General features: G+C 71.9%; 21 protein-coding genes. 4 read left to right on the top strand and 17 right to left on the bottom strand.

Annotated elements, in window-relative coordinates:
- The first annotated feature begins 115 nt into the window (after window positions 1-115).
- A complete protein-coding gene (locus tag MTF69_RS11255; protein WP_243333125.1) occupies window positions 116-595 on the top strand; it encodes a diadenosine tetraphosphate hydrolase in 480 nt (159 codons plus the stop codon).
- A 216-nt stretch (window positions 596-811) separates the two neighbouring features.
- Here the strand turns inward: MTF69_RS11255 and MTF69_RS11260 are convergent, their stop codons facing one another.
- The 10 genes from MTF69_RS11260 to MTF69_RS11305 all read right to left on the bottom strand — a co-directional run bounded on the left by MTF69_RS11260 (window position 812) and on the right by MTF69_RS11305 (window position 12,841).
- A complete protein-coding gene (locus tag MTF69_RS11260) occupies window positions 812-4,159 on the bottom strand; it encodes a S8 family serine peptidase (RefSeq protein WP_243333129.1) in 3,348 nt (1,115 codons plus the stop codon).
- Complete coding sequence (locus MTF69_RS11265; RefSeq protein ID WP_243333131.1) at window positions 4,111-5,244, bottom strand: cytochrome P450; 1,134 nt, start codon at window positions 5,242-5,244, stop codon at window positions 4,111-4,113. The genes MTF69_RS11260 and MTF69_RS11265 overlap by 49 nt, the downstream gene beginning before the upstream one ends.
- A complete protein-coding gene (locus tag MTF69_RS11270) occupies window positions 5,190-5,636 on the bottom strand; it encodes a hypothetical protein (RefSeq protein ID WP_243333132.1) in 447 nt (148 codons plus the stop codon). Before MTF69_RS11270 ends, MTF69_RS11265 begins: the two co-directional genes overlap by 55 nt.
- 109 nt (window positions 5,637-5,745) lie before the next feature.
- Entirely contained in the window at window positions 5,746-7,011 is a 1,266-nt protein-coding gene (locus MTF69_RS11275; protein ID WP_243333133.1) for a 3-oxoacyl-[acyl-carrier-protein] synthase III C-terminal domain-containing protein, read from the bottom strand.
- 227 nt (window positions 7,012-7,238) lie between these two features.
- Window positions 7,239-8,498 carry a beta-ketoacyl-[acyl-carrier-protein] synthase family protein gene (locus MTF69_RS11280; RefSeq protein WP_243333134.1) on the bottom strand — a complete coding sequence of 420 codons (1,260 nt, stop codon included), beginning with the start codon at window positions 8,496-8,498 and terminating at the stop codon, window positions 7,239-7,241.
- Complete coding sequence (locus MTF69_RS11285; protein ID WP_243333135.1) at window positions 8,495-8,743, bottom strand: phosphopantetheine-binding protein; 249 nt, start codon at window positions 8,741-8,743, stop codon at window positions 8,495-8,497. The genes MTF69_RS11280 and MTF69_RS11285 overlap by 4 nt, the downstream gene beginning before the upstream one ends.
- A 329-nt stretch (window positions 8,744-9,072) precedes the next feature.
- On the bottom strand, window positions 9,073-10,122 hold the full coding sequence (locus MTF69_RS11290; RefSeq protein WP_243333136.1) for a beta-ketoacyl-ACP synthase 3: 1,050 nt from the start codon (window positions 10,120-10,122) through the stop codon (window positions 9,073-9,075).
- A gap of 388 nt (window positions 10,123-10,510) precedes the next feature.
- Window positions 10,511-10,834 (bottom strand): putative quinol monooxygenase, encoded by a 324-nt coding sequence (locus MTF69_RS11295; RefSeq protein WP_243333137.1) that lies wholly within the window; start codon window positions 10,832-10,834, stop codon window positions 10,511-10,513.
- Between the two features lie 41 nt (window positions 10,835-10,875).
- The gene (locus MTF69_RS11300) at window positions 10,876-11,955 is read right to left on the bottom strand and encodes a hypothetical protein (protein WP_243333138.1); all 1,080 of its coding nucleotides are present in this window, start codon (window positions 11,953-11,955) and stop codon (window positions 10,876-10,878) included.
- A gap of 148 nt (window positions 11,956-12,103) precedes the next feature.
- Complete coding sequence (locus MTF69_RS11305; protein ID WP_243333139.1) at window positions 12,104-12,841, bottom strand: TetR/AcrR family transcriptional regulator; 738 nt, start codon at window positions 12,839-12,841, stop codon at window positions 12,104-12,106.
- A gap of 219 nt (window positions 12,842-13,060) precedes the next feature.
- On the opposite strand from MTF69_RS11305, the gene MTF69_RS11310 reads away from it, so the two are divergent.
- The gene (locus tag MTF69_RS11310; RefSeq protein WP_243333141.1) at window positions 13,061-14,509 is read left to right on the top strand and encodes a cytosine permease; all 1,449 of its coding nucleotides are present in this window, start codon (window positions 13,061-13,063) and stop codon (window positions 14,507-14,509) included.
- A 15-nt stretch (window positions 14,510-14,524) separates the two neighbouring features.
- Here MTF69_RS11310 and MTF69_RS11315 read toward each other — a convergent pair whose 3' ends face one another.
- The 4 genes from MTF69_RS11315 to MTF69_RS11330 all read right to left on the bottom strand — a co-directional run bounded on the left by MTF69_RS11315 (window position 14,525) and on the right by MTF69_RS11330 (window position 19,446).
- Window positions 14,525-15,961, bottom strand: coding sequence for a GH1 family beta-glucosidase (locus tag MTF69_RS11315; protein WP_243333142.1), 1,437 nt, complete (start codon window positions 15,959-15,961; stop codon window positions 14,525-14,527).
- 94 nt (window positions 15,962-16,055) lie between these two features.
- Entirely contained in the window at window positions 16,056-16,910 is an 855-nt protein-coding gene (locus MTF69_RS11320; protein ID WP_243333143.1) for a carbohydrate ABC transporter permease, read from the bottom strand.
- Between the two features lie 3 nt (window positions 16,911-16,913).
- Window positions 16,914-17,972 carry a carbohydrate ABC transporter permease gene (locus MTF69_RS11325; RefSeq protein WP_243333144.1) on the bottom strand — a complete coding sequence of 353 codons (1,059 nt, stop codon included), beginning with the start codon at window positions 17,970-17,972 and terminating at the stop codon, window positions 16,914-16,916.
- A 94-nt stretch (window positions 17,973-18,066) separates the two neighbouring features.
- A complete protein-coding gene (locus MTF69_RS11330) occupies window positions 18,067-19,446 on the bottom strand; it encodes an ABC transporter substrate-binding protein (protein WP_243333145.1) in 1,380 nt (459 codons plus the stop codon).
- Between the two features lie 448 nt (window positions 19,447-19,894).
- Between MTF69_RS11330 and MTF69_RS11335 the strand changes: the two genes are divergently transcribed.
- A complete protein-coding gene (locus MTF69_RS11335; protein WP_243333146.1) occupies window positions 19,895-20,947 on the top strand; it encodes a LacI family DNA-binding transcriptional regulator in 1,053 nt (350 codons plus the stop codon).
- Between the two features lie 160 nt (window positions 20,948-21,107).
- On the opposite strand, the gene MTF69_RS11340 is transcribed toward MTF69_RS11335, so the two are convergent.
- The 3 genes from MTF69_RS11340 to MTF69_RS11350 form a co-directional block, all read right to left on the bottom strand.
- A complete protein-coding gene (locus MTF69_RS11340; RefSeq protein WP_243333147.1) occupies window positions 21,108-22,904 on the bottom strand; it encodes a glycoside hydrolase family 6 protein in 1,797 nt (598 codons plus the stop codon).
- 16 nt (window positions 22,905-22,920) lie between these two features.
- The gene (locus MTF69_RS11345) at window positions 22,921-24,471 is read right to left on the bottom strand and encodes a cellulase family glycosylhydrolase (protein WP_243333149.1); all 1,551 of its coding nucleotides are present in this window, start codon (window positions 24,469-24,471) and stop codon (window positions 22,921-22,923) included.
- Between the two features lie 297 nt (window positions 24,472-24,768).
- Window positions 24,769-25,677: a LysR family transcriptional regulator gene (locus MTF69_RS11350; RefSeq protein WP_243333151.1), complete on the bottom strand. Its 909-nt coding sequence runs from the start codon at window positions 25,675-25,677 to the stop codon at window positions 24,769-24,771.
- Between the two features lie 118 nt (window positions 25,678-25,795).
- Between MTF69_RS11350 and MTF69_RS11355 the strand changes: the two genes are divergently transcribed.
- Window positions 25,796-26,545 carry an SDR family NAD(P)-dependent oxidoreductase gene (locus tag MTF69_RS11355; RefSeq protein WP_243333152.1) on the top strand — a complete coding sequence of 250 codons (750 nt, stop codon included), beginning with the start codon at window positions 25,796-25,798 and terminating at the stop codon, window positions 26,543-26,545.
- Window positions 26,546-26,577 lie beyond the last annotated feature (32 nt).

Consider the following 26,577-nt stretch of genomic DNA (forward strand, 5'->3'; position numbering starts at 1 on the left):
CCGGCCGGCCCCGCAGCTCCCCGCCCGGCCGGCCGGCCCCCGACCCGCACCGTCCCGTCTGCGAAGCGGCCATCAGCTACGGAGCCCATGGCCCATGCGCCACTACACTCTGCCCATGGCTGAGGACTGGCGGATGGACCGGATCGGGAGCGCGCTGCGCGGCGAAAACCCTACGGTGCTGCGGCGCCTGCAGGCGGGGTTCGCGGTGATCGGCGATGTGCAGTTCCTGCCGGGCTACTCGGTGCTCCTGGCGGACGACCCCGACGCGGAGAGACTGTCCGACCTGCCCAGGGCGAAACGGCTGTCCTTCCTGTCCGACATGGACCATCTCGGAGAGGCCGTCGAGCGGGCGTCCCGCCGCGCGGATCCGGCCTTCCGGCGGGTCAACCTGGAGATCCTGGGCAACACCGACGGGTTCCTGCACGCCCACGTATGGCCACGCTTCGACTGGGAGCCGACCGACGTGGTGGGCAGTCCGGTGTGGCTCTACCCCCGCGACCGCTGGGCCGACGCACAGTTCGCCCTCGGTCCCCGGCACGACCCGCTGCGCAAGGCGATCGCGGATGAACTGGACCGCCTCAGCGTGGAGAACTGACTCCGCCCCCCGGGGCGGTGACGAAGCCCGGCTCGTCACGCGGGTGCGGGTGCCGGTCGACGGCCCGGAGCCGTCGGCAGCAGCCGCGAGCCGTCCAACAACGCCCGCGACTGGCTGCCCGGACCCGCCTCCTCCGACACCCCGTGACCCTGCCGGCACCGCTGCGGCCCGGCACCCGCGCGGTGCGGGGCCGGGCCGGAGCGTCGTACGGTCGGCTCAGGGCGCGAGGAGGTAGGCGTTCGTGATCGTCTCCCGCACCGTGTTGCCGGCCTTGTCCCTGAGGTCCACCCGGAACGACACGGCCTTGGCCGACGCCGGGTGCTTCACGGTCACCGACCGCGCGCCCTTCGGGTCCTTCGCCACTGCGAGGAGGCTCCAGGTCTTGCCCCCGTTGTAGGAGACCCGCACCGCCAGCGCGGCAACCTGCCCTTCCGCGGCGGCCGCCCCGCCCAGCACCAGCGGCACCTTCAGCGCACCGCCGGCCGGCGCCGTCCCGCTCAGGCTCAGCTTCGGCGCGAGCCGCACCGTGGACAGGGGCAGCGCCACCCGCTGGTCCGCGCCCGTGCGGGCCGAGGTGAACGTCCAGCTCGCCCGCACCTTCGTGCTGGTGGCGGTGTCCTTGGCGGACCGGGTCGCCTCCTTGGTCAGGCGGTACACCGCGGAGCCGGCCGGTGCCTCGGCGCTGATCCAGCCGTTGGGCCCGGTCTCCGCGAGGATCCGGCCGCCGGACTCCAGCCGGGTGAAGCCCCCGGTGGTGATGGACGAACCTTCGTGACCGCCGGCGTCGTTGAACAGCCCGACGTTGGCGTCCAGGTAGTCACCGGTCCGCCACGCGCCCTGTTCCTCCCCGGCCTCCACGTCGGGTCCGACCACCGCGGTGTTGAAGTTCAGCGTGTACCGCTTGCCGGGCTGGTAGGACGCCTCGTTCTGCGTGTAGATCATGCGTGCCTCGCCCCGGGCGTCGACCTGCGAGGCGACCCAGCTCCAGCGCACCCCGGCGGTGTTGACGTACTGCGTGCTCGCCAGCGGCAGGCTCTGCTCGGACGGGTCCGTGATGCCGGAGGTGTAGCCGTCGTCGCCGGTCGGGGTCGCGTGGATCAGGCCCTTCGCGCCGGTGACCGAAGCGCCGAAGCCGAGCTTCACCTCGGCGACGTCCGCCCGGGTGAGCTTGCGGTCGAGCCCGTCGAACCAGGTGCCCTTGCGGTTGAAGGCCAGCCGGTAGTCGACGTTCTTGCCCGCCGCCCCCGGCGTCTTCCACAGGCCGTTGTACTGCGCGCTCAGGGTGGTCCCCTTCGGGCCCAGGTGCTGGGTGAGGATCCGTGTGGTGCCGTCGGTGGCCCACATGTCACCCACGCCCGCGGCCTCGTCGTAGAACCCGGCGTACGCGCTCACCAGCTTCGCCGACGGATCCGGCGGGGTGACGGCGAACGGCTTGGCCTTGCGGGAGTCGAAGGTGACCGTGGCCTTCCCGGTGACCTTCAGCACCGGCTGGACGAAGAAGCCCAGGGTGGCGTCCGGGCCCCAGACGACGCCCTCCAGCAGGTAGTCGCCCTTGGGCAGCCGCTGGACGACGGTGCCGCTCGGGTCGTACGGGACCTCGAAGCGGGCGTCCATGCCCTCGCCGAGCTTCGTCACCGTGGTGTAGTAGGTCGACGGGTTCGCACCGTTGACGTCCAGGTGCTTCAGCGTGATGTCGTAGGACTCCACCTCACGGTCGACCACGAGACCGGTGCGCACTTCCTGCCCGCCCCCCGAGGCCAGCACGGTGCCGCCGAAGGCGCCGTCGACGCCGCCCTTGCGGGTGTCCGCGGTGACGGTGGTCTTCGCGGTGCCCCCGGCGGGGACGGTCAGCTGGGCGTCCTTGACGGTGAACATCCCGGCCGGGGCCGGGCGGCCGGACTGGTCGGTGCCGGACGTGCTCAGCTTGAGCGTGACGGGCTTGGTGCCGTGGTTGCGGTAGGTGAGGGACTTGGCGACCGGCTTGTCGTCGGCGTGCGGCCAGGAGTGCGTGCCGAAGGCGAGGGAACCGGGCTCGGAGGTGACGACGGCCTTGACGGCCCGTGCCAGGTCGGTGCGGCCCGCGCCCTGCTGGTAGGCGTTGAGCGCCGGGTTGGGCTTGGCGGAGCCGGTCAGCAGGGCCTTGATCCGGGCCGGGCTCCAGTCCGGGTGCTGCTGGCGGACCAGGGCCGCGGCGCCCGCGACGTGCGGGGTGGCCATGGAGGTGCCCGACATGCCGACGTAGCCGTCCGCGGGCCCCGGGTCCGGGCTCTGCGTGGTGTGGGCGGCGGTGATGTCCACGCCCGGGGCGGTGATGTCCGGCTTGGCCGCTCCGTCGGCGCTCGGGCCGCGGCTGGAGAACTCCGCGAGCTGGTCCTGCTTGTCCACCGCGCCGACCGTGAGCGCCGCGGGGGCGCTGCCGGGGGTGCGCAGCGTGCCGGCCTCGGGGCCCTCGTTCCCCGCGGCCACCACGAACAGCGCCTTGCCGGAGAGCTGGGCGACCGCTTCCTCCATGGGGTCGACACCGGGCTCGTCGGCGGAGCCCAGGCTCATGTTGACCACCGTCGCACCCTGGTCCACGGCCCACTGCATGCCGCTGATGATGCCGGAGGAGTCGCCGTAGCCGTCGTCGCCCAGGACCTTGGCGTCCAGGAGCTGCACGCCGGGCGCCACCCCCTTGTACAGGCCGCCCGATCGCGCGCCCGTCCCGGCGATGGTGGAGGCCACGTGCGTGCCGTGCCCGTACCGGTCCGCGGAGTCGGGCGAGCTGCTGAAGTTCCGCTGGGCCGTCTCGACGCCCTTGAGGTCGGGGTGGGTCTCGTCGACCCCCGTGTCCAGGACGGCCACCTTGACGCCCTTGCCGGTGTAGCCCGCCTGGTACATGGCGGGCGCGCCTATCTGAGCCACGCTCTTGTCCAGGCCGGCGCTCACCTTGGCGTCCAGCCACAGGTGGGCGACGGGCGGCACCGGGGCGCCGCCCGCCACGCGGGCGTTCGTCCGGCCGGTGACCGCCGCCCACAGGGCCGCGGCGTCGGCCTTCGGGGCGTTGAACGCCTCGCCGGCCACCGCGGGCAGCGGGCGGCGGTCGCGCGCGACCCCGGCGAGCGTGTCGCCCGAGGCGCCGAAGGTCATGGCCCCGGAGGCGTCCCGCCGGTAGCCGGCGATCAGCGGCAGCGCGCTGCGGTGCGCGTCGTCGTACCCGTCCTTGACCAGCTGGGCAACGTCGAACAGCCGCCGGTCCAGTACCCCGTCGGCGACCAGGCGCAGCGCGTCCTGCGGGACGACGTACGTGTGCGCGCCCTCACGCCGCACCGAGAAGGCCGTCCCCTCACGGCCCGCGCCCCGGACGAGCCGCTCGACGCCGCCGTCGCCCTTGACGACGACCCGGTCGCCGGTGATCAGGGTCACCGTCGCCGACGGCTTCGCGTCCGCCTTCGGCCTGCCTGTCGCCGCGGCCCTCGTACCGCCCTGCGCCGGCTGGGCGCCGGCCGACACGGTTCCCGCGATCAGTGTCCCGGTCACCGCTGCGGCGAGCGCCGCCGTCCTGGCTTTCCTTGCGAATCCCACCCGTGTTCCCCCGTGTTCGTGTGCAGCCGATCGTGTCGGCTACCACGCGACGCGGGCCCGTTCGGTTCTCCGTGGGACGGGAAGATCCGGGAGAGGCCGAATAGTTGGCCGGATGCGGCGTCACCAGATGACGGGGAGCTCCCGCAACCCGTGGACGATGGCGTCCCGTTGGAACACGAGCTGCTCCTCGAGTACCGCCAGTCGCAGGCCGGGCAGCTTGCGCAGGACGGTCTCCAGCATGATCTGAAGCTCGACGCGCGCCAGGGTGTGTGGCCCAGGCACTGGTGCGGACCGTGGCCGAAGGCCACGTGGCGGCGGGCGTCCGGGGTCACGTCCAGCTCGGCCGGACAGGCCGGGCCGGCGCCCGGGGCATCGGTGGGTTCGTTGGGTTCGTTGGGGTCGGCGGGGCCGAAGAGCTCCGGCTGCCGGTTGGCGGTGGACAGCATGCAGATCACCCCGTCCCCGGCACGGATCGCCGCCCCGCCGACCGTGACGTCCTCGGTGGCGGCGCGGCCCAGGCCGAGGTGGATGATCGTGAGGTAGCGCAGCAGTTCCTCCACGGCCCCCGGAATCAGGGCCGGTTCGGCCCGCAGCCGGGCGGCCTGGCCGGGGCGTCGGAGCAGGGCCAGGACACTGAGCGCCGCCATGTTGGTGGTGCTCTCGTGGCCGGTGATCAGCAGCACGAAGCCGAGCGAGGCCGTTTCCCGCGCGGTCAGGTCGGGCCGGACGGCGAGCCGGCTGAGGATGTCGTCCCCGGGATCCCGCCGCTTCCACTCGGCAAGCCCGGCCAGGTAGCCCATCAGCTCGCGGTGGGCCTCGGCGGCCCGTCCGGGGTCGGTGGTGTTGTCGAGGAGGGTCCGGCTGAGCGACTGGAAAAGCGCGTGGTCCTCGTACGGGACCCCCAGCATCAGGCAGATGACCAGTGACGGGACGAGCAGCGCGAAGTCCGCCACGAGGTCGGCGGTCATCGCCCGGGCGGCGGCCTCGACCACGTCCGAGATGGCCGGGCGCAGTTCCTGGACCCGGCGGGTCAGGAAGTCCTTGGCGACCATCCTGCGCAGCCGGGAGTGTTCCGGGTCGTCCATCCGGATGAAACTCGGCTGGGTGGTGGCCAGTTGACGCTGACCGGGGGAGAGGAAGGGGAATCCGGGGTGCGTGCGTCGGCGCTGAAGCGGACGTCGGCGAGCACCGACCGCACCTCGTGGTGGCCCGTCACGAGCCAGCAGGGTGTGCCGTCGGGCAGCTCGGCGCGGCTGACGGGAGCCTCGGCGGCGGCCTGCGTGTAGCCGGGCGGCGGGTCGTAGGGGCAGGACCCGTACGGGGTGGGCAGGGAGAGCGGGGCCGCGGCCGGGATCCCTCCGGTGGCGGAGGTGGAAGAGGTGGCGGAGGTCGCGGAGGTGGCGGAGGTCGCGGAGGTGGCGGAGGCGACGGAGGTGGCGGAGGCGACGAAAGCGGTCGGCGTGGTGGTGACGGTCATGGTGGCGGATCTCATCCGGAGGGGATTCGGCCGCCGTCGGGCGGGGTGTGGAGGGCGCCGAGCGTCGCGCACATGGTGGCGGACTGCCCGGCGAGGATCAGCAGTTCGATCAGCTGGTCGGGCGCAGTCCGCCCGCCAGCCGGTCCCACAGCGGCTGGGGCACCGGCCCACCGGCCGCGAGTACGTCGGACACCTCCAGCAGGGTCAAGTCGTCGGCAGGCCAGGTGTGTTCGGCAAGGGCTGAAGCTGTCGCCGCCACCTCCCGGGGGTCCAGCCCGGCGTCGGAGGCGACCGCGCTGTGACGGTCGAACACGAAGGACCCGCCGCGGCGGTGCGCGGTGCGCAGCACCACCAGCTCCCACTGACGGCTCGTCAGGGTTCCCTCGTGGGTCAGGACCCGGGCGAGCGAGAGCCAGGCGTGTGCGAGGCCGGGGTGGTGGGCGAGGGTGCCGAAGAGGTTCACCCGCCCGGGGCCGTCCTTGGCGGATCCGGCCGGCAGTCCGCGCAGCGCGGGCGCCCACTGCTCGGGCGGCAGCGGGGTGATGCGTACGGGACGCTCGGGCGGTTCGTTGGTCATCGGGCTGACGACGACGCCGGCGCTGGCGCCGCTCGCGAACCCGAACATGCCCACCAGATCGCCCGGGTGGAGCCGGTCGGAGTTCAGGGCGGTGGCCAGTTGCAGCGGGATGGTGTTGGTCGCGACGTTGCCGTGTGCGGGGAAGGTGGACAGGATCCGCGGCGGATCCACCCCCACCCAGCCGCACGCCACCCGGGTGAAGGGAACGGACGGCTGGTGCACGCAGACGAGGTCGAAGTCCTCCACGTCCACCCCGAGTTCGCGCACCGCCCCGCGCACCTTGGCCGGCATCCCGTCGAAGGAGGCCACGAGCCGGGCCGAATCGATCTCCAGGCGGCCCATCCTGCGGTGGTTCGCGTACGGATTGGGCAGTGTCGCGGCCTGCCAGCCCCAGGAGTTGGCGAAGAACCGGCTCCCGAGGATCCCGGGCCTCATACTCGCGGCGACCAGTACCGCCGAGCCCATGTCGCCGGTGCTGAGGCTCGGCAGGGCGCCCAGCACCTCGTCCGGGTCCGTGACGCTCCAGCGGCTTTCCCGCGTACTGACCTCGGCACTGGTGATCAGCACCCGCCGGTACTGTCCGGTCCGGACGAAGGCGTCGGCCACCTCGAGCGCGTTCAGTACCCCGTTGCAGGGGTTCTTCAGGTCGAACACCGGGCAGTCGAGGCTGAGTTGGGCGGCCACCACATGGGCGGTGGCAGGTTCCTCCATGTCGGCGAGCATGCCGGCGTACAGCAGCAGGTCCACCTTCCGGGTGGGGGTGCCGCTCTCCTCCAGCAGCCTGCGGGCGGCGTGCACCGCCAGGTCGGAAGGCTGCTCCTCGGTCGGTCCACCGTGCGCTGGACCAGCCCGTACATGTGCTGGAGCACGCCCCGGGACATCGGGATGCCGGGGCTGCCCGCCCGGAAGCGGTCCTCGACCGCGGCGACGCTCTGGCGCTCCCGCGGTGCGTGGACGGTGGCGTGGACGACGGCACTGTGAAGGGCCAAGGGTACGAAGCCTTCTGCTGGTGGGGGCGGTGGCGTTCAGGGCGCGGTGAGGAGGAGCACCACGTTGTGCCCGCCGAAGCCGAAGGAGTGACTGACGGCGGCACCGACCCGCTGCTCACGTACCGTGCCGGTCACGCAGTCGATGTCGTAGGGAGAGCCGCCGGAACCGCATCCGGCGCCGCCCGCCGCGAGGTTGGCGATCGGCGCCACCCGGGAGTCCCGGATGGTGAGGGCGGTGAGCGCGGCCTCCACGGCGCCGGAGGCGCCGAGGCTGTGGCCGAGCACCCCCTTGGGGGCGGTCACGCTGGGGCCGTGCGGCAGGACGCGGGCGATGAGTCCTGCCTCGGTGCGGTCGTTGAGGGGGGTGGAGGTTCCGTGGGCGTTGACGTGATCGACGTCGGCCGGGGACAGCCCGGCCTCGGCGAGCGCCGCCCGCAGGGCCGCCTCGGCGTACTCGCCGCCGGGGGACGGCGCCGTCGGGTGGTGTGCGTCCGAGGTGAGGCCGGCTCCGGCCAGGTGCGCGTATCCGCGCCGCCCGCGGGCCGCTGCGTCCGCCGGCCGCTCCAGTACGAGCACTGCGGCCCCCTCGGCGATGACGAAGCCGTCCCGGTCCGCCGCGAACGGCCTGGAGGCCAGGGCCGGCTGGTCCACCCGCCCGGACAGGGCGCCCATCCGGGCGAACCCGGTGGTGACCACCGGGGTCACGGCGGCCTCCGAGCCGCCGGCGATCGCGATGTCGCAGGCCCCGGACAGCAGCAGGTCGCGGGCGACGGCCAGGGCGGTGGCCCCGGAGGCGCAGGCCGTCTCGGTGGCCAGGGAGGGGCCGTGGGCGCCGAGGTCCGCCGCCACCTCGCCGGCGGCCATGTTGGGGATGAGCATCGGGATGAGGGAGGGCGAGACGAGGTCGGATCCCCCCTGGTGGTGGCGCAGGGTCTGGGTCTCCAGATGCACGGCCCCGGCCAGTCCCGTGCCGATCACCACGGCCACGCGCGCACCGTCCCAGGAGGCGGTTTCGAGTCCCGCGTCGGCCACGGCCTCGCGGGCCGCCAGGACCGCGAGCTGCGTGAAACGGCCCATCCGCCAGGCCTTGCCGCCGCCGATGCGCTTCTGCTCGGGGGTCATGGCGGGGATACGGCAGGAGAAGTCGACCGGGCAGTCCTTCAACTCGGGATCGGTGTCCGCCGTGGAGCGGCCCCGGAGCACTCCGGCCCAGGTGTCCTCGCGGCCGATCCCGGCCGGGGTGATCAGCCCCAGGCCGGTCACGGCGACGGCGCGGGGGTGCGGGGAAGCCGTCACAGGGCGTCCTGCCCGGTCCGCTCGGAGTGGAGCACGGCCACGAGCTCACCGATGGTGGTGCGCTGGGCGGCCTCGTGTTCCTCGACCTTCACACCGAGCTCCTCCTGGAGGACGAGGGCCAGTTCGGCGAGGGCGAGCGAGTCGAGGTCGAGGCTCTCCAGGGTGGCGTCGGGCAGGACGCCCTCGGGGGAGACTTCGAACTTCTCGGTGAGCACGGCGGTGAGGATGGTCTGGAGCGGGGGCATGGCGGATGTCCTCCCGGGACGGGTGATGATCGGCGAGCGGGCATGAGGTAGCAGGCGGCAGGGCAGCAAGCAGCCGGAGCCGGAGCCGGAACAGGGGCCCGGATGAGGTGCCGGGTCGGAGGTGATCGCTCAGGGATCGGCGATCGGCCATCGGGGGCCGAAGGCCGCTTCTGCGCGGGTGTCGCGCGAGGAGAGAGCGCGCGGTGAGAGGGCGCGGTCAGCGGGCGAGGCGAGGGGGCGAGGCGAGCGGGCGAGACGAGGGGGCGAGGCGAGCGGGCGAGACGAGAGGCGGAGGCCGGGGGGAAACGGGGTGAGGGCGAGGGCCGCCCTCAGGGTGCCGGTTCGATGCCGGGCACCGCGCGCTCGAACCGCGGCCAGAGCACGGCCGCCGACCCCCAGGTGAGCCCGGCCCCGAAGGTCGTGAGCAACACCCTTTCCCCGGCGTGCAGTTCGCCGCGCGAGGCGGCATCGGCCAGGGCGAGCGGGATGGACGCGGCGCCGGTGTTGCCGACCCGCTCGATGTTGGTCACCCGGCGCGGTCCGGGGGCGGGCAGACGCTCCCCGACGGCCTTCACGATGCGGGCGTTGGCCTGGTGGGCGCAGAAGCGGTCCACGTCCTCGGGCGACCAGCCCGCGTGTTTCAGCACGGTCTGCGAGGACCGGGTCATCCGGGTCACCGCGTGCTGGAACACCTCGCGCCCCTGCATGCGGAAGTGCCGGTCGCCGGGGCCGTAGGAGTCCGGGGCCGACCGCTCCCGGGCTCCGCCGCCGCGCACCTCGATCAGCTCGTCGCCCGAGCCGTCGCTGCCGAGGTCGAAGGCGAGGATGCTTCCCGCTTCCCCCCAGTGGCCCCGGCGCAGCACGACGGCGCCCGCGCCGTCGCCGAAGACGATGCCGGCCGAGCGGTCCCCGGGGTCCAGGAGCGTCGAGTACAGATCGGCCGCCACGAGCAGGACCCGGTCCGCGCAGCCCGACAGCAGGGCTCCGGCGGCGGTGGCGAGCCCGTACAGGAAGCCGCTGCAGGCGGCGTTCACGTCCCAGGCGGCCGCACCGCCGAGGCCCAGCCGGGTCGCCAGCTGCGGAGCCATGGCCGGCATGGGCCGGTCCGGGGTGGAGGTGGCCACGAGCACGGTGTCCACCGGAGCGCCGCCCGCCACGGCCAGGGCACGGCGCCCGGCTTCGAGGGCGAGCTCGCCGGTGGACACTCCGGGGTCGGCCCGGCGCCGCTCGCGGATCCCGGTGCGGCGGTGCACCCAGGCGTCGTCGATGCCCCAGGCCGAGGGGAGTCCGGCGTTGGCTACCACCCGGGGCGGAACGTATCCGGCGATGCCCTCCAGCACCGCCGCGGGCGGGGCGGACCGGGTGGCCGATGGTGTCAACTGCTCTTCTGGGCAAGGCAAGAGGGAAGTCACGCACGTCTCTCAGGAGGGATCTCGGGGGAGCGGCACGACTGTAGGGCGGGTCAAGATCACGGCGGGCGCCGACGCGCACGGGAACGGATGTGCTGAACGCCGGGTCGGGCGTCATCGCCGCAGCTCAGGGGCGTGAAGGAAGAAACGTTACGGCCGATGGGCCATCAGGGGATCGCCCCAAAGGCTGAACCGGGTACGGCTGACCAGGCGTCCTGCTGACGTCGCGGTGCAGCCGTCCTAGGGACCATCAACCGCTCCTACGGGGCGAGGGCAACGGTGCGCAAGGGGTGCGGCTGTTGAACGTGTTGCACACGCACCCCTCCGGGCCCCCGCGGCAGGCGGGGGCGCTCGCCCGTCAGTCGACCTGGAGCTCGCCCATCCGGCTCCAGCCGGTCGCACCCTCGATGGTGGTGCTGACGATCTCCGGCGTCCGGGTGACCAGGGGGCGCATGGTCTCCAGGGCCGCGCGGAAGTGCCCCGAGGTGACGTGTGCCTCCGCGGCGTCGTCCTGGAACGCCTCCACCAGTACGTACGTGTCCGGCTCTTCCAGGCTGCGGGACCACTCGAACCACAGGTTGCCCGGCTCGGCGCGGGTGGCCTGCGTGAACTCCGCGACCAGCTCGGGCCACTGATCGACGTACTGGGACTTGACGGGGAATTTGACCACAATGAAGATCATTCGAACATTGTAGGCGCGAGCCCGCCCGGCTCACGGTGCCCTCAGGTCTGCTCCGGAGCCGCCCCCGCTCCCGCGCCCGCCCCCGCTCCCGGCGACGCCCCCGGCGCCGGTGCCGGGAAAGCGACGGCGGTGAGTGTCGCCGCGAGGCCCTCCTTGCGCATCCGCTGGTCGACGTAGATCAGGGCGATGACCAGTTGCGGAAAGCTGAACTGGAACAGCGAGCTGATGACACCGCCGAGCAGCATGGTGGCCCCGTAGACGAGGAACCCGAAGATCAGCGTGCCGGGGTCCGGCGAGGGATCGTCCGGCCCCGGCAGGTTCGGGAAGAGCGCGAACATGCCGACGAAGCCGAAGGGCATCTGGATGGCGTACCCGACGGCCATCGCCACGAGGTGCCCGAGCATGGAAAGGCCGAACACCCGCCACCAGCCGTCGCGGACCAGCTGCGAGGAGCGCCGCAGGGCCGCGACGGGGCCGAGCCCTTCGCACACCGCCGCGGCGGGTGCGAGGCTGAACCGGGCCACGAGCCAGATGGAGAAGGGCACGCACAGGAGGGAGCCCAGGAGGAGCAGGCCGAAGGCGGCCGGCGGGCCGGAGCCGTCCAGCTCCGTGGACATGATGATCAGCGGGATGCAGATCGCGTACAGCAGGAGCGCGGGCCCGCCCGCGATCAGCGCGGTGAGCAGGAGGGCGCCGAGCACCGACGGCAGCCGTGACCAGCTGCGGCGCCACATCGCGCCGAAGGAGGCGGGGCGGCCGAGCACCGCCTCCTGGATCAGTGCGGGGCACAGGGCGCTGAACATCGCGGCGCCCACCGTCATCACGACGAGCAGGACCACGCCCGCCGGTATGAAGGACAGGAAGAGGGCTGCCACGTCCGAGCCCTCGGGGTCTTCTCCCGGTGCGAGGTCGAAGACCGCGGAGAACCGGTCGTGCCGGACCGCGAGGGAGATCGCGAGCGTGGCGGCCACGAGGAGGATCGCGATGCCCTGTACCACGGTCATGACGCCGATCAGCGGCTTCCAGTACCGCCGGAAGGTTCCGAAGGCGCCGTTGATCACATCGCCCGTACCGAGCGGACGCAGGGGTATGACGCCCGGCTGCGGCGCGGGCGGTGGCATCCAGCCGCCTCCCCACTGCGGCGGTGCGGGCTGACCTGGGTGTTGACCCCACCCGGTGTGGTGCGACATCGCTGTTCCCCCTCGAATGAAAGGGACACGGTAACCCGCTGGTGAAAGCGCCCCGTCAAGGCCCCCGGTCCGCCGGTCCTCAGCGGGTGTCCCCGCCCGCCCCGTCCAGGGGGACCACGAGTCCGATGGTCTCGGCCGCCACGGCGATGGCGTAGTCGAAGAACGCGGCCTCGTCCCGGACGCTGTCGTGGGTACGGCTGAAGACCTGGAACACCAGGAGTCCGATCAGGCTGCTCCACAGCACGATCCCGCGCTCGATGACGTCCGAGAACGGAGCCGGGGGCAGGCCGCCGAAGGCCTCCACGGCGGCCGGCAGCAGCAGTGGCGGCCCGGGCACCGTGCGCCGCGGCGGGGTGAGTTCGCCGCCCGCCAGGGCCGCGCCCACGATGCCGGCGAGGACGCCGGGCGTGCGCGAGGCGGGCAGGACGGTGTCCTGCGGGGCGTGATAGCCGGGTACGGGCGAGCCGTAGATCAGCGTGAACTCGGCGGGGTGGTCGAAGGACCACCGGCGCAGCGCGCGCGTGACCGCGAGCAGCCGCGCACCCGCCGACGCGTGGACGGCGGTGGCGGCCTCGTCGGCCTGCTCCATCGCGGCGCCGGACGTGTCGTAGGCGTCGATGACGAGCGCGGTCAGCAGGTCGTCCCGGTGCGGGAAGAGGGCCTGCACCTCGCCGACGGCACGACCGCAGTCGCGCGCGACGGCGTCCAGGGACAGCCCTGCGCCGCCCAGCTCCAGCAGGTGCAGGCGCGCGGTCTTCTTGATCAGCTCTGACAGGATCGCGTCGCCGGATGTCGAATTCGTTGCGTGATCGTCCATGCCGAAACCGTACCGGCCGTCGGCAACTGCCCTGCGTGCGGCCCCCGTAGGGGCGCGGACCGAGGCCCCGGGCCGGTGGCGGCGCCCCAGTGCGCTCATGTCGTCGTACGCGACTCCTCTCCGGGTGCGTGAAGATCGGGCGAGAGCGACGCGGGCGAGAGCGACGCGAACGCCTCCGCCACGACACGCGGGCGGGTACGACCGCAGACGGAGGGCTCCATGGGATCCACGGGCACGGGCAGGGGCAGGGGCACGGGCACGGGCACGGATACGGATACGGACCGGCCCGGCCGGGTCGAGGCCCACGGCATCGACCACGTTCCCGACCGGGAGCGCCACGGCCGTGCCCGCGAGCTGTTCCCCGTCTGGGCGGCGGCGAATGTGAACTACCTGAGCATGGTGGTCGGCGGCGCCCTGATCCTCATGGGCCTGAGCCTGGGTCAGGCCATCGCGGTCATCGTGCTGGGCAGCCTGTTCTGGGCGCCGATCGGCCTGCTCGCCGTCTCGGGACCGGCCTCCGGCACGCCGAGCGAGGTGATCGCGCGGGCGATGTACGGCGTCCGCGGCAACCGGGTGAACATCGCCGTCAACGGCTGGCTGCTCTGCATCTGCTACATCGCCCTCAACCTGGCCGCCGCCGCGGTCGCCGGCTTCGTCCTCGTGGAGAAGGCGGGCATCGACACGAACAGCGCGGTCAAGACCGCCGTCGTGGTGGTCATCGCCGCCCTCACCCTGGCCATCGGCGTCTACGGACACGCCACCATGGTCAAGCTCTACCCCCCGATCGCCATCGCCCTCACGGTCACGTTCGCCGTCGTCGCCGTATACGTGTGCACGCGCGCCGACCTCGGACGCCAGCCCGCCGAACCACTGACCGGCGGCGCCCTGTGGGCCACCCTCGCGGCCGGCGTCACGCTCATCGCCTCGGGTCCGCTCTCCTACACCAACAGCGCGGACTTCTCCCGCTACCTGCCGCGCACGGCCTCACGAACGGCGGTCGCGGGCTGGACCGCGCTCGGCGGATTCCTGCCCGGCGTCCTCCTCACCTCGCTGGGCGCCCTCGCCGCGACCGTCGTGGACATGGCCGAGCCGCAGGCCGGGCTGGAGAGCATCCTGCCCTCCTGGTTCTCGCCCGTGTTCCTGTTGGCGATCGTGCTCGGCACGATCGCCAACAACGCCATGACCGCCTACAGCTCCGGCCTCGCCCTCCAGGCCGCCGGCGTCCGCGTCCGCCGCTCCGTCGGCGTCCTCGTCGACGGAGCCCTCGGGGTCGTGTTGACCCTGTACGCGCTCCTCGTCTCCAACTTCCTCGACACGGTCGGCAACCTCCTCCAGCTGACCGTCGTCGTCCTGGGCCCCAGCACGGCCGTCTACGCGACCGACATCCTGCTGCGCCGCTGCCGCTACGACGGCCCCGCGCTCACCGACGAGAGCCCCGGCAGCCCCTTCTGGTACACCGGGGGCGTCAACTGGGCGGGAGCGCTGGCCCTGACGGCGGGCATCGCGGCGGCAGCCCTCTGCGTGGACACCCTGTACACGGGCCCCGTCGCCCGGGCCCTGAACGGCGTGGAGCTCTCCCTGCCCGTCGGCATCGCCGTGGCGGCGTCCCTCTACGCGCTCCTGATGCACCGCTCCCTACGAGGCCGGGCTGCCGCGCCGCAGGCCTGACCGGGTACGCACCCTCTACGACGGGGCGTGCAGCTCACCGGTCATCGCCACGCGGGCGTACCAGCGCGCGCTCGATTTGGGTGTGCGCTCCAGGGTCTCGTAGTCGACGTGGACCGCACCGAACCGCTTCGCGAACCCGTACGACCACTCGAAGTTGTCGAGCAGCGACCAGAGGAAATAGCCGCGCACGTCCACCCCGTCGGTGATCGCCCGGTGCACGGCGTCGAGGTGGGCGTGGATGTAGGCGGTCCGCTGCGGATCGTGGACCGTGCCGTCCGGACCGACCTCGTCCTCGTACGCCGCCCCGTTCTCGCTGACCACGAGCGGCAGCCCGGGGTACCGGGCGGCGGTCCGGGTCAGCAGGTCGTACAGGGCGCTCGCGTCGACGGGCCAGCCCATCGCCGTACGTTCACCCGGTGCCCGGTGGAACGCCACGCCCTGCGCGCCCGGCCACGGCGAGTGCTCGCTGTCGCCGTGCCCGTCGTCCTGCGGCACCCCTTCGCCCTCCGTCGCGCGCGAGACGACCGTCGGGGTGTAGTAGTTCACGGCGAGCAGGTCCAGGGGCTGGTGCACCGTCGCGGTGTCACCGTCCCGGACGAAGGACCAGTCGGTCAGGTGCGCGGTGTCCGCGAGCAGGTCCTGCGGATAGGCGCCCTCCAGCATCGGGCCCAGCCAGATCCGGTTGCCGACGGCGTCGATGCGCCGGGCCGCCTCCCGGTCCTCGGGCGAGGGGGTCAGGGGACGGACCTCGTGGAGGTTGAGGGAGACCGCGACCCGGCCGTCCCCGGGCAGCGCCGCCCGCAGGGCCTGCACCGCGAGGCCGTGGCCGAGGTTGAGGTGGTGGGCCGCGCGCAGGGCGGCGACCGGGTCGGTCCGGCCCGGGGCGTGCACCCCGGAGGCGTAGCCGAGGAACGCGCTGCACCAGGGCTCGTTGAGGGTGATCCAGTGCTTCACCCGGTCTCCGAGGGCGTCGGCCACCAGGCCCGCGTACACGGCGAAGCGCTCGGCGGTCGCGCGCTCCGGCCAGCCACCCGCGTCCTCCAGGTCCTGGGGGAGGTCCCAGTGGTAGAGGGTGAGGGCGGGGGTGACACCGGCGGCGAGCAGCTCGTCCACCAGCCTGCGGTAGAAGTCGAGGCCCTTCTGCACCGCCGGCCCCCGGCCGGTCGGCTGGACGCGCGACCAGGAGACGGAGAACCGATAGGCACCCAGGCCGAGTTCGGACATCAGCCGGACGTCTTCGGAGGACCGGTGGTAGTGGTCCACGGCCACGTCACCGGTGTGGCCTTCGAAGACCTTGCCCGGGGTGTGGGCGAAGGTGTCCCAGATGGACGGAGTCCGTCCGTCCTCGCGGGCGGCGCCCTCGATCTGGTACGCGGCGGTGGCCGTGCCCCACAGGAAGCCGGCGGGGAAGGAACGGACGGCGGTGAGCGGCCGGGTGTCGGACGCGGTCATAGGAGAGGGCTCCCCACTCGAATGCGGATGAGGTGGATGAGGCGGATGAGGCGGGTAAGGCGCGCAGGGAAGGCAGGGCTGCGTCGCGGGCCGGTCAGTTCTTGACGGCGCCGGCGGTGATGCCGCCCACGATGTGCTTGCCGAGCACGGCGAAGACCAGAAGCAGCGGCAGCGTCGATATGAGCGCGCCGGTCAGCACGACGGCCTGGTCGACCGTGTGGGCTCCCGCGCCGAGGCCGGCCAGGGCGACCTGGAGGGTCGGATTCCCGTCCGGGGTCAGCGCGATGAACGGCCAGAAGAAGTCGTTCCAGGCCTGGACGAAGACCAGCATCCCGAGGACCGCCATCGCGGGCCGGGCCACCGGGAAGACCACGTGCCAGATGATGCGCAGGCTGTGCGCACCGTCCATCCTGGCCGCTTCCACCAGCTCCGCCGGCAACGCCTCGATGAGGTACTGCCGCATGAAGAACACGCCGAAGGCGGCGACCAGCGAGGGCAGGACGACCGACTGGAGTTGATCGACCCAGCCCAGATCGGTGATGATCTGATAGAGCGGGATCACACTGAGCTGCGGCGGAATCGTCATGGTCGCCACCACCAGGGCCAGCAGGGCGCCCCGGCCCTTGAAGGCCAGTTTGGCGAAGGCGAAGCCGGCCAGGGTGGAGAACAGGACGGTGGACAGGGCCACCAGCCCGGCCACGACGGTCGTGTTGACCAGCGCCTCGCCCATGTCGACCTGGTTCCAGGCGAAGGAGAGGTTGTCGAAGAGCCGGGGACCGGGCAGGAGCGGGGCCGGGGCCTCGACCACCCGCTCGCCGGTGTGGGAGGCGGCTACGAGGTTCCAGTACAGCGGGAAGAGGGAGACGAGGGCAGCCAGGCCGAGGAGGACGTACGTCAGCGGTCCCGCGTGGTGCTGACGGCCTGCCGACTGGCGGAACATGCGGGCCATGGCTCAGCTCCCCGACTTCTTGCGCTTGTGGTGCGAGCGGGTGATCAGCGTCTGGATGCCGCCGATGAGAAGGAGGAGCAGCAGCATGACCCACGCGATGGCGGAGGCCTGGCCCAGCGCGCCGGTCACCCACCCCTTCTCGTACATGAGCAGGCTCAGCGTCTGGAACTGGTTCCCGCTGCCCCCGCTGATGCCGACACTGCCGCCGAAGAGCATCGGCTCGCCGAACAGCTGCGTGGCACCGATGGTGGAGACGATGACCGTGAAGAGGATCGTCGGCCGGATGGAGGGGATGGTGACGCTGAGGAACTGGCGCAGGCGCGAGGCGCCGTCCAGTGCGGCGGCCTCGTAGAGGTCCTGCGGTACGGCTTGCATCGCCGCCAGGTAGATGAGCGCGTTGTAGCCCGTCCAGCGCCAGGTCACGATCGTCGAAATCGCGATCTGAGCGGGCCACTTGGAAGATTCCCAGGCAACCGGCTCGAAACCGGCCCAGCCCAGGACCGTGTTGATCAGCCCGTAGTCGGTGTTGAAGAGTTGGGCGAAGACGAGCGTCGCCGCCGCGATCGAGGTGGCGTACGGGGCGAGGACCGCGACGCGGAAGAAACCCCGGCCGCGAAGCCGGTAGTTGAGCAGGTGCGCGAGGCCGAGGGCCATCAGCAGCTGCGGAACGGTGGAGATCACGCCGATGGTGAAGGTGTTGGCAAGCGCGTTCCAGAAGAACTCGCTGGTCGCCAGGGAACTATAGTTCTCCAGCCCCTTCCACTGCGCGCTGCCGCCGAGCTCGACCCGGTGGAGCGAGAGCCAGCCCGTGTAGATCAGCGGGAAGAGGCCGAAGGCCGCGAAGGTGAGGAAGAAGGGGGCGACGAAGACGTAGGGGACCGCCTTCAGCTCCAGCCGGCGGAGCACACGACGCCGGCCGGCCCGGCCGGACGGGCGCCCGGGGGAGTCGGGGGAGTCGGGGGAGCCGGGGGAGCTTGGGGAGCTTGGGGAGGGAGCGAGGGCGGGGCCGGCGTCGCAGGGCGGTTCCGGGCTACCGTTCGTCGCCCGTACGGAGGTGGCCACGGAGGGCGTCCTTCCAGGTGGGTGCGTGCGGGTGGGGCGGACGGTGACGGCCCGCTGCCCATGGGGGAGGCGGCGGGCCGCGACACGGTCCCCGCTACTGGTCGATCTTGTCGTCGACCAGCTTCTTGACGTTCTCCCAGGCCTTCGCCGGGTCGGTGCCGCGCTGCTCGATGTCGAGGATGCCGTTGTCGGTGAGGAAGGTCTTCACCTGGCCGTCCCAGCGGCTGATCGGGGCGGGCGTGATGCCGGCCGCGGCCTCCGAGTAGATCTTGCCGACCGGGGTGTCGCCGAAGTACGGCAGCTTGGCGTCCTGGACCGCCGCCGAGGTGAGCGTGTCCTTGGTGGAGGGGATGTTGCCGTTCACGCCGAAGACCTTGGCGTGCTGCGCCGGTGCGGTGAGCCAGGCGGCGAGCTCGGCCGCCTCCTTGGCGTGCTTGCCCGATTTCGGCACGGCGAGGAACGACCCGCCCCAGTTGCCGGCCACGGGCGGTGCGGCGATGTCCCACTTCCCCTGGTTCTCCGGGCCCGCCTGGTCCTTGATGATGCCCGTCATCCAGCTGGGGCAGGCGACGGTGGCGAACTTCGAGTTCTTGAAGGCCGCGTTCCAGGTGCCCTTCTCGTCGAACTGGCGCAGCTTGCCCGTCAGTTCGCCCTTCGTCGCCGCCACGGCGGTGTCCCACGCCTTCTTCACGCCCGGGCTGTTCTCGTAGTCCAGCTCGCCCTTGGTGCTGGCGTACTGCACGGGCTGGCTGGAGATCACCGCGTTGAACAGGCCGCTGGCGGAGTCGTGGAAGGAGGTCCCTTCGGGGGCGCTTCTCTTGTACGTCTCGCCGGTCTCGATGAACTTCGCCCAGTCGCCGGCCCAGAGCTTGGCGACCTCGGTGCGATCGGTCGGGAGCTTGGCCTGGGCGAAGAGGTCCTTGTTGTAGCAGATGGCCATCGGGCCGATGTCCGTGCCGAGGCCGATGACCTTGCCGTCGCCCGTGGTGGCCTGCTTGACCTTCCAGTCGAGGAACGCGCCGAGGTCGGCGCCGCCCGTCGTGCCGAGGTCGGTCCACTTGTCCGCCATGGCCGGACCGGTCGCCTCCGCGATGTAGCCCACCTCCAGGGCCTGGATGTCCGCGAGGCCGCTGTCGCGGGAGAGCCGCAGTTTGAGCGTGTCCCAGTACTTCTGGCCGTCCGCGACGTTCGACTCTTCGATCTTGATGTTCGGGTGGGCCTTCTCGTACTCCGCGTAGAGCTTGGCCCCGGTGGCGTTGTCGTAGCCGAAGGAGCCGAAGGTGCCGATCCGCAGCGTGATCTGCTCGCCGCCGGCCGCGCCGTCTCCCTTGCCCTTGCCCTTGTCGCCGTCGCCGTCGCCGTCGCTGCCGCAGCCGGCGAGCAGGGCCGCACCGGTCGCCACGACGGCGACCGCGGCGACCGCGTTGATCGCGGTGCGGCGTCCGCGTCCGTGTCTGCTGCTGGAAGTGCGCATTCCACTCTCCTCGTCCAAGGTGGTGCTCGTTGTGCGCCAGGGGGTCCGGCGGGCGGGTTCGCGGCTCGGCGAGGGCCCTGCCAGGACCTGATGTGAAGGTCGTTCTCGCATCCCAGAGTGGGAGCGCTCCCACGTCGTTGCCGGAAGATTGCTGCTTGGTGGGTGCGGGTGTCAAGACGTGAACGCGAATTCGTGACGTGACGGCCTCCGGTGCCCCTCAAGCCCCGCTTTCCGGCGGGGCGTCGTCGGGCCCTGAACGCGGCCATGGCACCGGGCCGAGATCGTGAGTATTGTGGGAGCGCTCCCACTCGGTCTCCCGGGCATCGGATCGGCGTAACGTGTTCCGCGTGAGACGGGGGCGGGATCCGCTTCTTACCTGATCAGCCGCGACCGGCCCGGGCACGCACGGGCCCGGAGCGCGAGAGCGCACGACGGGAGTTCGAGACACGTGAGCGGACGGCAGAACGGCAGACCCACCCTGGAAGAGGTCGCGGCCCTGGCCGGTGTCGGCCGGGGTACGGTCTCCCGGGTGATCAACGGCTCGCCACGGGTGAGCGAGCAGGCCAGGGACGCCGTCGCCCGAGCCGTCGCCGAGCTGGGGTACGTACCCAATCAGGCGGCCAGGGCGCTGGCCGGGAGCCGGACCGACGCGGTCGCCCTTGTCATCCCGGAGGCCGAGGCCAGGCTGTTCTCGGAGCCGTACTTCCTCGACCTCATCCGCGGGGTCAGTGCGGAACTGGCCGAAGCCGACAAGCAGTTGCTGCTCACCCTGGTTCGGACCGAGGTCGAACGCCGGCGGTTCGAGGACTACCTGGCCGCCCAGCGGGTCGACGGCGTGCTGCTGGCATCCGTCCATGGCGACGACCCGCTGCCGGACCGGATCGCACGACTGGGGCTGCCGGTCGTCATGAACGGGCGGCGCTCCGAGGCCGAACCCGTCGCCTACGTGGACTCCGACAACATCGGCGCGGGACGGGCGGCCGTCGCCCACCTGGTGGGGCGGGGCCGGAGCAGGATCGCGACCATCAGCGGGCCGCTCGACATGTACGTGGCCCGGGCGCGTCTGGGCGGCTACCGCGCGGGGCTCGCAGAAGCCGGGTTCCGGCCCGACGAGTCGCTGGTGGCGACCGCGGACTTCACCGAGGAGGGCGGCCGTCTGGCGATGCGCGAGCTCCTGGAGCGTGCCCCCGGCCTGGACGCGGTCTTCGCCGCCTCCGACGTGATGGCGGCCGGCGCGCGCGGGGTGCTGCGCGAGGCCGGGCGGCGGATCCCCGAGGACGTGGCCCTCGTGGGCGTCGACGACTCCGCGGTGGCCCGCCTGATGGACCCGCCCCTGACGAGCGTGCGCCAGCCGATCGAGGAGATGGGCCGCACGATGACCCGGCTGCTGCTCCAGAAGATCGCGGACGCGCCGGGGGCCGGCTCCGTGTCGGCGCAGGAGACGGGCGAGGAGCCGCGCAGGGTCCTCCCGACGGAACTGATCGTGCGCGATTCGTCCTGAGGCGGGATCCCTCCCGGATCCGGATCCGGTTCCGGTTCCGGTTCCGGTTCCGGTTCCGGTTCCCCAGAGCGTGCCGCGGCCGGAGCCGTACGGAATCCAGAGGTTTCCGTACGCCTCCGGCCCATGCGCGGGGCGGGGCGGTCAGCTCACCGGCGGCGGGTCACAGCGCCGGGTGGGCGTTCTTCATGAGCTCCTGGAACTGGGCCGAGAACCACTGGCCCGACAGCGGCGCGTTCTGGAGAGACCCCGACATGCTGTTGCCGTTGCGCGCGTTGCCCGTGTACGTCGGGTCGCACATGCGGTCGAAGCCCTTGCCCTCGTCGTTCGGGATCTCCCTGCTCGCCCCGTCCGACTCGCCCGGCGGCTTGATCCACACGTAGGCGTCGATGCCCGCCGCCGGGGCGGCCTGCGGCCGCTCGCCGAGGCCGGCGCCCGACTGGTTGCACCAGTTGCCGAGGTGGATGCGCCGGTCGTAGCGGCCGCCGTTGACGTAGGTGTCCACGCTCGTCAGCGCGCCGGGTCCGCTCGGCCGTGCCGTGCCGCCCCAGCCGTTGCGCGAAGTGTCGATCAGCATGCCGAGGTTGGCGTCGAAGCCCAGGGAGACCAGCTTGGTGCGCATGGCCTGGGCGTACGAGAGCTCGTCCGTGTACCGGTTCCAGTCGACCCACTTCGACTGGCGTACGGAGGTGCCGTTGACGGAGTCCTCGATCTTGAAGTGGTCCTCCTTCAGGGCGCTGTAGTTGGCCGTGTTCACGATGAAGCCGTGCACCTTGGCGAGGGTGGAGCCCTCGGCGGTCGCCGCCTGCTTGAACATGTCCGCGGAGGCGCCGAAGTTGTCGTCCCAGCCGAGCCAGCCGTGGTGTCCCGCGTCCACGTAGTTGTAGACGTTGGCGATCGAGCCCAGCTTGTTCAGTGCGTAACCGACCCCCTTGACGTAGTTGCCGTTTGCCTTCATCACGTCGCAGTTGGCCGTGGCCGTCGGGCGTCCCGAGACGTTGGTGACGAGGTTCGGCAGCGAGTCGATCTCGACGGTGGTGACGATCCGCAGCCCCGCGTACTTGGAGTCGGCGAGGATCGCGGCGATCGGGTCGATGTAGTTGGTCTTGTACGTGTCGATCTCGGTCGGTCCAAGCTCGCCGTTGGAGGCGAGCGCGGCGCAGTCCCGTCCGGGCAGGTTGTAGATCACCAGCTGGACGACGAGCTCGCCGCTGGCCTTCTGCGCCAGCGCCGCGTCCAGGTGGGCGCGCAGACCCATCGAGCCGCTCGTACCCGCGATGGCGGCGGTGCGGTCCAGCCAGACACCGGTGGGCTGGTTCGACACCCTGGTACCGCCCGGCTCGGCGGCGGCCTTGGCGGACCACTCGGGGTTCACGTACACCTTGGCACCGGCGTACGGGTTGTCGGCCTTGCCGCCCGACGGAGGCGGGGTGGTGGGCGGTGTGGTGGGTGGCGTGGTGGGCGGTGTCGTCGGGGGAGTGGTCGGCGGCTGGGTCGGGTCGGTCGCTCCGTTGCAGGTGACGCCGCCCAGCTTGAACGTCGCGGGCACGGCGTTCGTACCGCCGTGCGCACCGTTGAAGCCGAAGGAGGTCGAACCGCCCGTGGCCAGATTCCCGTTGTACGAGAGGCTCTTGGCGGTCACGGCGGCCCCGGACTGGCTGATCGTGGCGTTCCAGCCCTGGGTGACCTGCTGGCCGTTCGCGTAGGACCACTCCAGGGTCCAGGAGGCGATCGGGTCACCGGTGTTGGTGATGATCACGTTCGCGCCGAACCCGGTGTTCCACTGGTTCGTGATCTGGTACTCGACCTTGCAGCCCGCGGTGGCGGCGCCGGCGGAGGCGCCGAACACGGTGGCGGTGGCGCCGGCGGCGGTGACGAGGCCGAGGGCCGCCAACAGGGCGGTGCGGCTGGTCGTACGGGACGTGGTGCGGGGAGTCGTACCGAGTGCTGTGCGGCTCATTTTGGTGGGATGCCTTTCAGTTCAGGGCGCGCAGGTGGTCGCGCAGCCCGGTGCCGAATGCGGTGGGGGTGCCGTCGTAGGAGCTGATCAGGGCCGGTCCGGAGTTGCAGTTCCAGGTGTTCCAGGTCCAGCCGAGGTACGACAGGGAGCGGTCGTCGAACCACTTCATGACGCGGTCGATGAACGCGTGTGCGCAGGTGTTCTCGCCGATCTCACCCGCCACGAGGGGGACCCGGGCGGCGACCGGGGCGAGAGTGGAGTCCCAACACGCCTCATTGGCACAGGTGTTGAAGTTGTAGACGTGCCAGGCCGCGGCCAGATTGCCCGTCGGGTCGGTGGGGGAGTGGGTGAGCCACTGGCTCAGGTCGTTGGAGTACGCGATGCCGGGCACCAGTACGAGATTGCGGGCGCCGGTCGCGCGGACGGCGTCCACCAGGTCCTGCATGCCGGCGACCTCGTAGCCGATGCCCGGACAGGTGCCGCCGTCGCGCCAGCAGGTCCAGGCCTGGGCGGTGGTGGAGGTGGCCCGGTCCGGATAGGGCTCGTTGAACAGGTCGAAGACGACCCGCCGGTCGTTCTTGAAGGTGTTCGCCACCGAGGTCCAGAACGCCGGGGTGTACTGGGCGTCCGGCATCGGCTTCTGACAGGACGCGTGGACGTCCGCGCATCCGGAGGAGTTGCCGGTGTACTGGCCGTACGTCCAGTGCAGTTCGACGACCGGGGTCATGCCGTGCGCGAGGACCCGGTCGACCAGTCCTTTGACGGCGTCGGTGTAGTTCGTGCCCCGGTACTCGGGCTTGATGTTGTCGAGGCCGAGCCAGCACTCCTCGTTGAGGGGGATGCGGACCGTGTTGGCCTTCCAGTCGGAGATGGCGCGCACCGAGGCGTCGTCGACGGGACCGTCGAAGATGCCGTGGCCCTGGACGCACATGTACTCGGCCCCGGAGCGGTTGACGCCGAGGAGGCGACGCGTGGCACCGGCCCGGTCGGTCAGGCGGTTGCCGGTGACGCTCAGTTCGGGCGCCCCGGAAGTCGGGCCGGTCGGTGTGGGGGTGGGTGTGGGCGTCGGGCCCGTGGGCGTGGGCGTGGGCGTGGGGACGGTCGGTGTGGGTGTGGGTGTGGGCGTCGGAGCGGGTCCGGGCCCGGCGTCGGTGGTGCAGACGGCTCCGCCCAGCGTGAACACGCCGGGCGCCGTATTGACGCCCGACCACGAGGCGATGAAACCGGTGGTCACGCTCGCGCCGGTGCCGAGCGTGGCGTTCCAGCTCTCGTTCGCAGCGGTGACGGCTGACCCGGTCTGGGACCACTTGGCGCCCCAGCCCTGACCGAGGGTCTGGCCGGCCGGGAAGCCGAAGCCGAGGCTCCAGCCGTTCAGCGCGGAGCCGGTGTTGGTGACGGTGACCGAACCCTGGAATCCGCCGGCCCATTGGCCGACGACCGAGTACGTCACCGTGCAGGAAGGTGAGGCCGCGGCTCCTGCGGCCGTACCCATGAAGGCGAGCGCACAGCTCGCCATCGCGAGTGCTGCCGTTGCGAGCAGCGCGGACGTGCGTGGGGGGTGTCGCATGAGCGAGTCCTTGCAGCGAGGGCACGCTTCTGACGGCGCGCCGACTGACGGAGTCGCTCCCACTGGTGGGGCCAGACCGTAGCTGCAACTGACGCCAAGGAAAAGAGGAGTTGACGAAATTCCCCTCGGAACGGCTTCGACTCTTCACGGACCTTGACGGCGTTGAGTCCCGTCTGCACAGTGGGAGCGCTCCCACTGGTTCGGAGCTTGTGCCCATCTGCCTTGTGTGCCTTCATCCCTCAGCCGAGAGGAGACCCGTTCCCATGCCGATCCGGCGACCAGGCCGGCCGATCCCCCTCAGTCCACGTGCGGCGCTGCGAGGCGGCCGACGAGTTCCTCGACGAACGCCTCCAGGTGGGGCGGGCGAGAGCCGGTCCGGGTGGCGACGAACCAGGTGCGGGTCAGCGGCTTCGCGCCCATGCGGACCAGGGCCAGATCGTGCGAGGCCGCGTAGGGGGAAGCCACCCAGTTGGGCAGGACCGCCAGCCCCTGGCCGCCCGCCACCATCTCGATCACGAGGTCGGTCACCACCGGCATGGTGGTGATGCGGGCGGGCCGCGCCCCGGCCGGGATCGGCAGCGGCATCGACGGGATGCGCTTCTGGTCGTAGAAGTCGTAGAGGACCAGGTCCGTGCCGTCGAAATCGCGGGCGGTCACGTGCGCGCGGGACGCCCACGGGTGCCCGGCGGGCACCACCGCCACCATCTCGTCCTCGAACAGCCTGGTCAGGGACACCCGGTCCATCTGCAGGTCGGGTTTGGTCACCAGGGCCACGTCGACCAGGTCGGCGAGCAGGGCCGGGATCGGCGCGTCGTCGGCGACGGTCTCGATCCGGACCTCGATGTCCGGCTCGCGCGCGCGGAAGGAGCGCAGGACCGGCGGCAGCCACGGGAAGGTGGTGCTGCACTGCGCGGCGAACCGCACGCGCCGGTCCCGCCCGTCGCGGAGCTCCCGCAGGTCGCGCGAGGCCGATTCGAGTTCGCCGAGGACGTGTCGGGCGGCGACCAGGAGCCGGCGGCCGGCGGCGTTGGGGATCAGCCGGCGGCCCTTGCGGTCGAAGAGCGGCATCCCGAGACGGGCCTCCAGCCGGGTGAGCCGCTGGCTCAGCGCGGGCTGGCTGACGTAGAGCCGCTCGGCGGCGGCCGTCAGCGAGCCGGCCTCGGCCGTGGCCTCCAGGAGTTCCAGGTCACGCAGATCCACATCCATAACGCTGGATTATCACATGCTCCATATTCCGTCGTGGTGTTATGGGTCGAGGGCTCCTAGGTTTCTGGTGTCGGCCACCGGAACTCCCCGGCGGCCGCCCACGAAAGGGACACCTTCCATGAGCGTCACCAGCACCACGACCACGGCCCTCGTCACCGGCTCCTCCAGCGGCATGGGCCTCGACATCGCCCGCGCCTTCCTGGCGGCCGGCGCGAACGTCGTCCTCAACGGCCGCGACCCCGACCGTCTCGCCAAGGCCGCCGCCGGCCTCGGGCATCCGGAGCGCACCGCGTGCGTCGCGGGCAGCACCGCCGCCCCGGAGACCGGCGCAGCGCTCGTCCGTACGGCGCTGGAGCGCTTCGGGCGGATCGACGTCCTGGTCAACAACGCCGGCACCTTCGAGCCGAAGCCCTTCACCGAGGTGACGGAGGAAGAGCTCGACGGTTACCTGACGGGGAACCTCAAGGGCACCTACCTCACCACGCAGGCGGTCGTACGGGCCCTGCGCGCCCAGGGGCAGGGCGGCAGCATCGTCAACATCGGCACCGTGCTGGTGGACCATGCGCTGGCGGGCTTCCCGGCCTCGGCGCCCGTGGTCAGCAAGGCCGGTGTGCACGCGCTGACGACGAGCCTCGCGGCCGAGCTCGCCGCCGACGGGATCAGCGTCAACCTCGTCGCGCCGGGCATCATCCGCACCCCCCTGCACGCGGGCGCCGACGTGGACTCCTTCGGCGGTCTCGCCCTGCAGGACCGCGTCGGCGAGGTCGCCGAAATCTCCGACGCCGTGCTGTACCTGGCGGGCGCCGGGTTCGTGACCGGCCACGCCCTGCGGGTGGACGGCGGCCACGTGACCGGCCGCCGCATCTGAGCCCCTGCCCCACCCGAGTACGCCCCCCTGCA

It is taken from the genome of Streptomyces sp. AP-93 (assembly GCF_022808175.1).
In the GTDB taxonomy this organism is placed as follows: domain Bacteria; phylum Actinomycetota; class Actinomycetes; order Streptomycetales; family Streptomycetaceae; genus Streptomyces.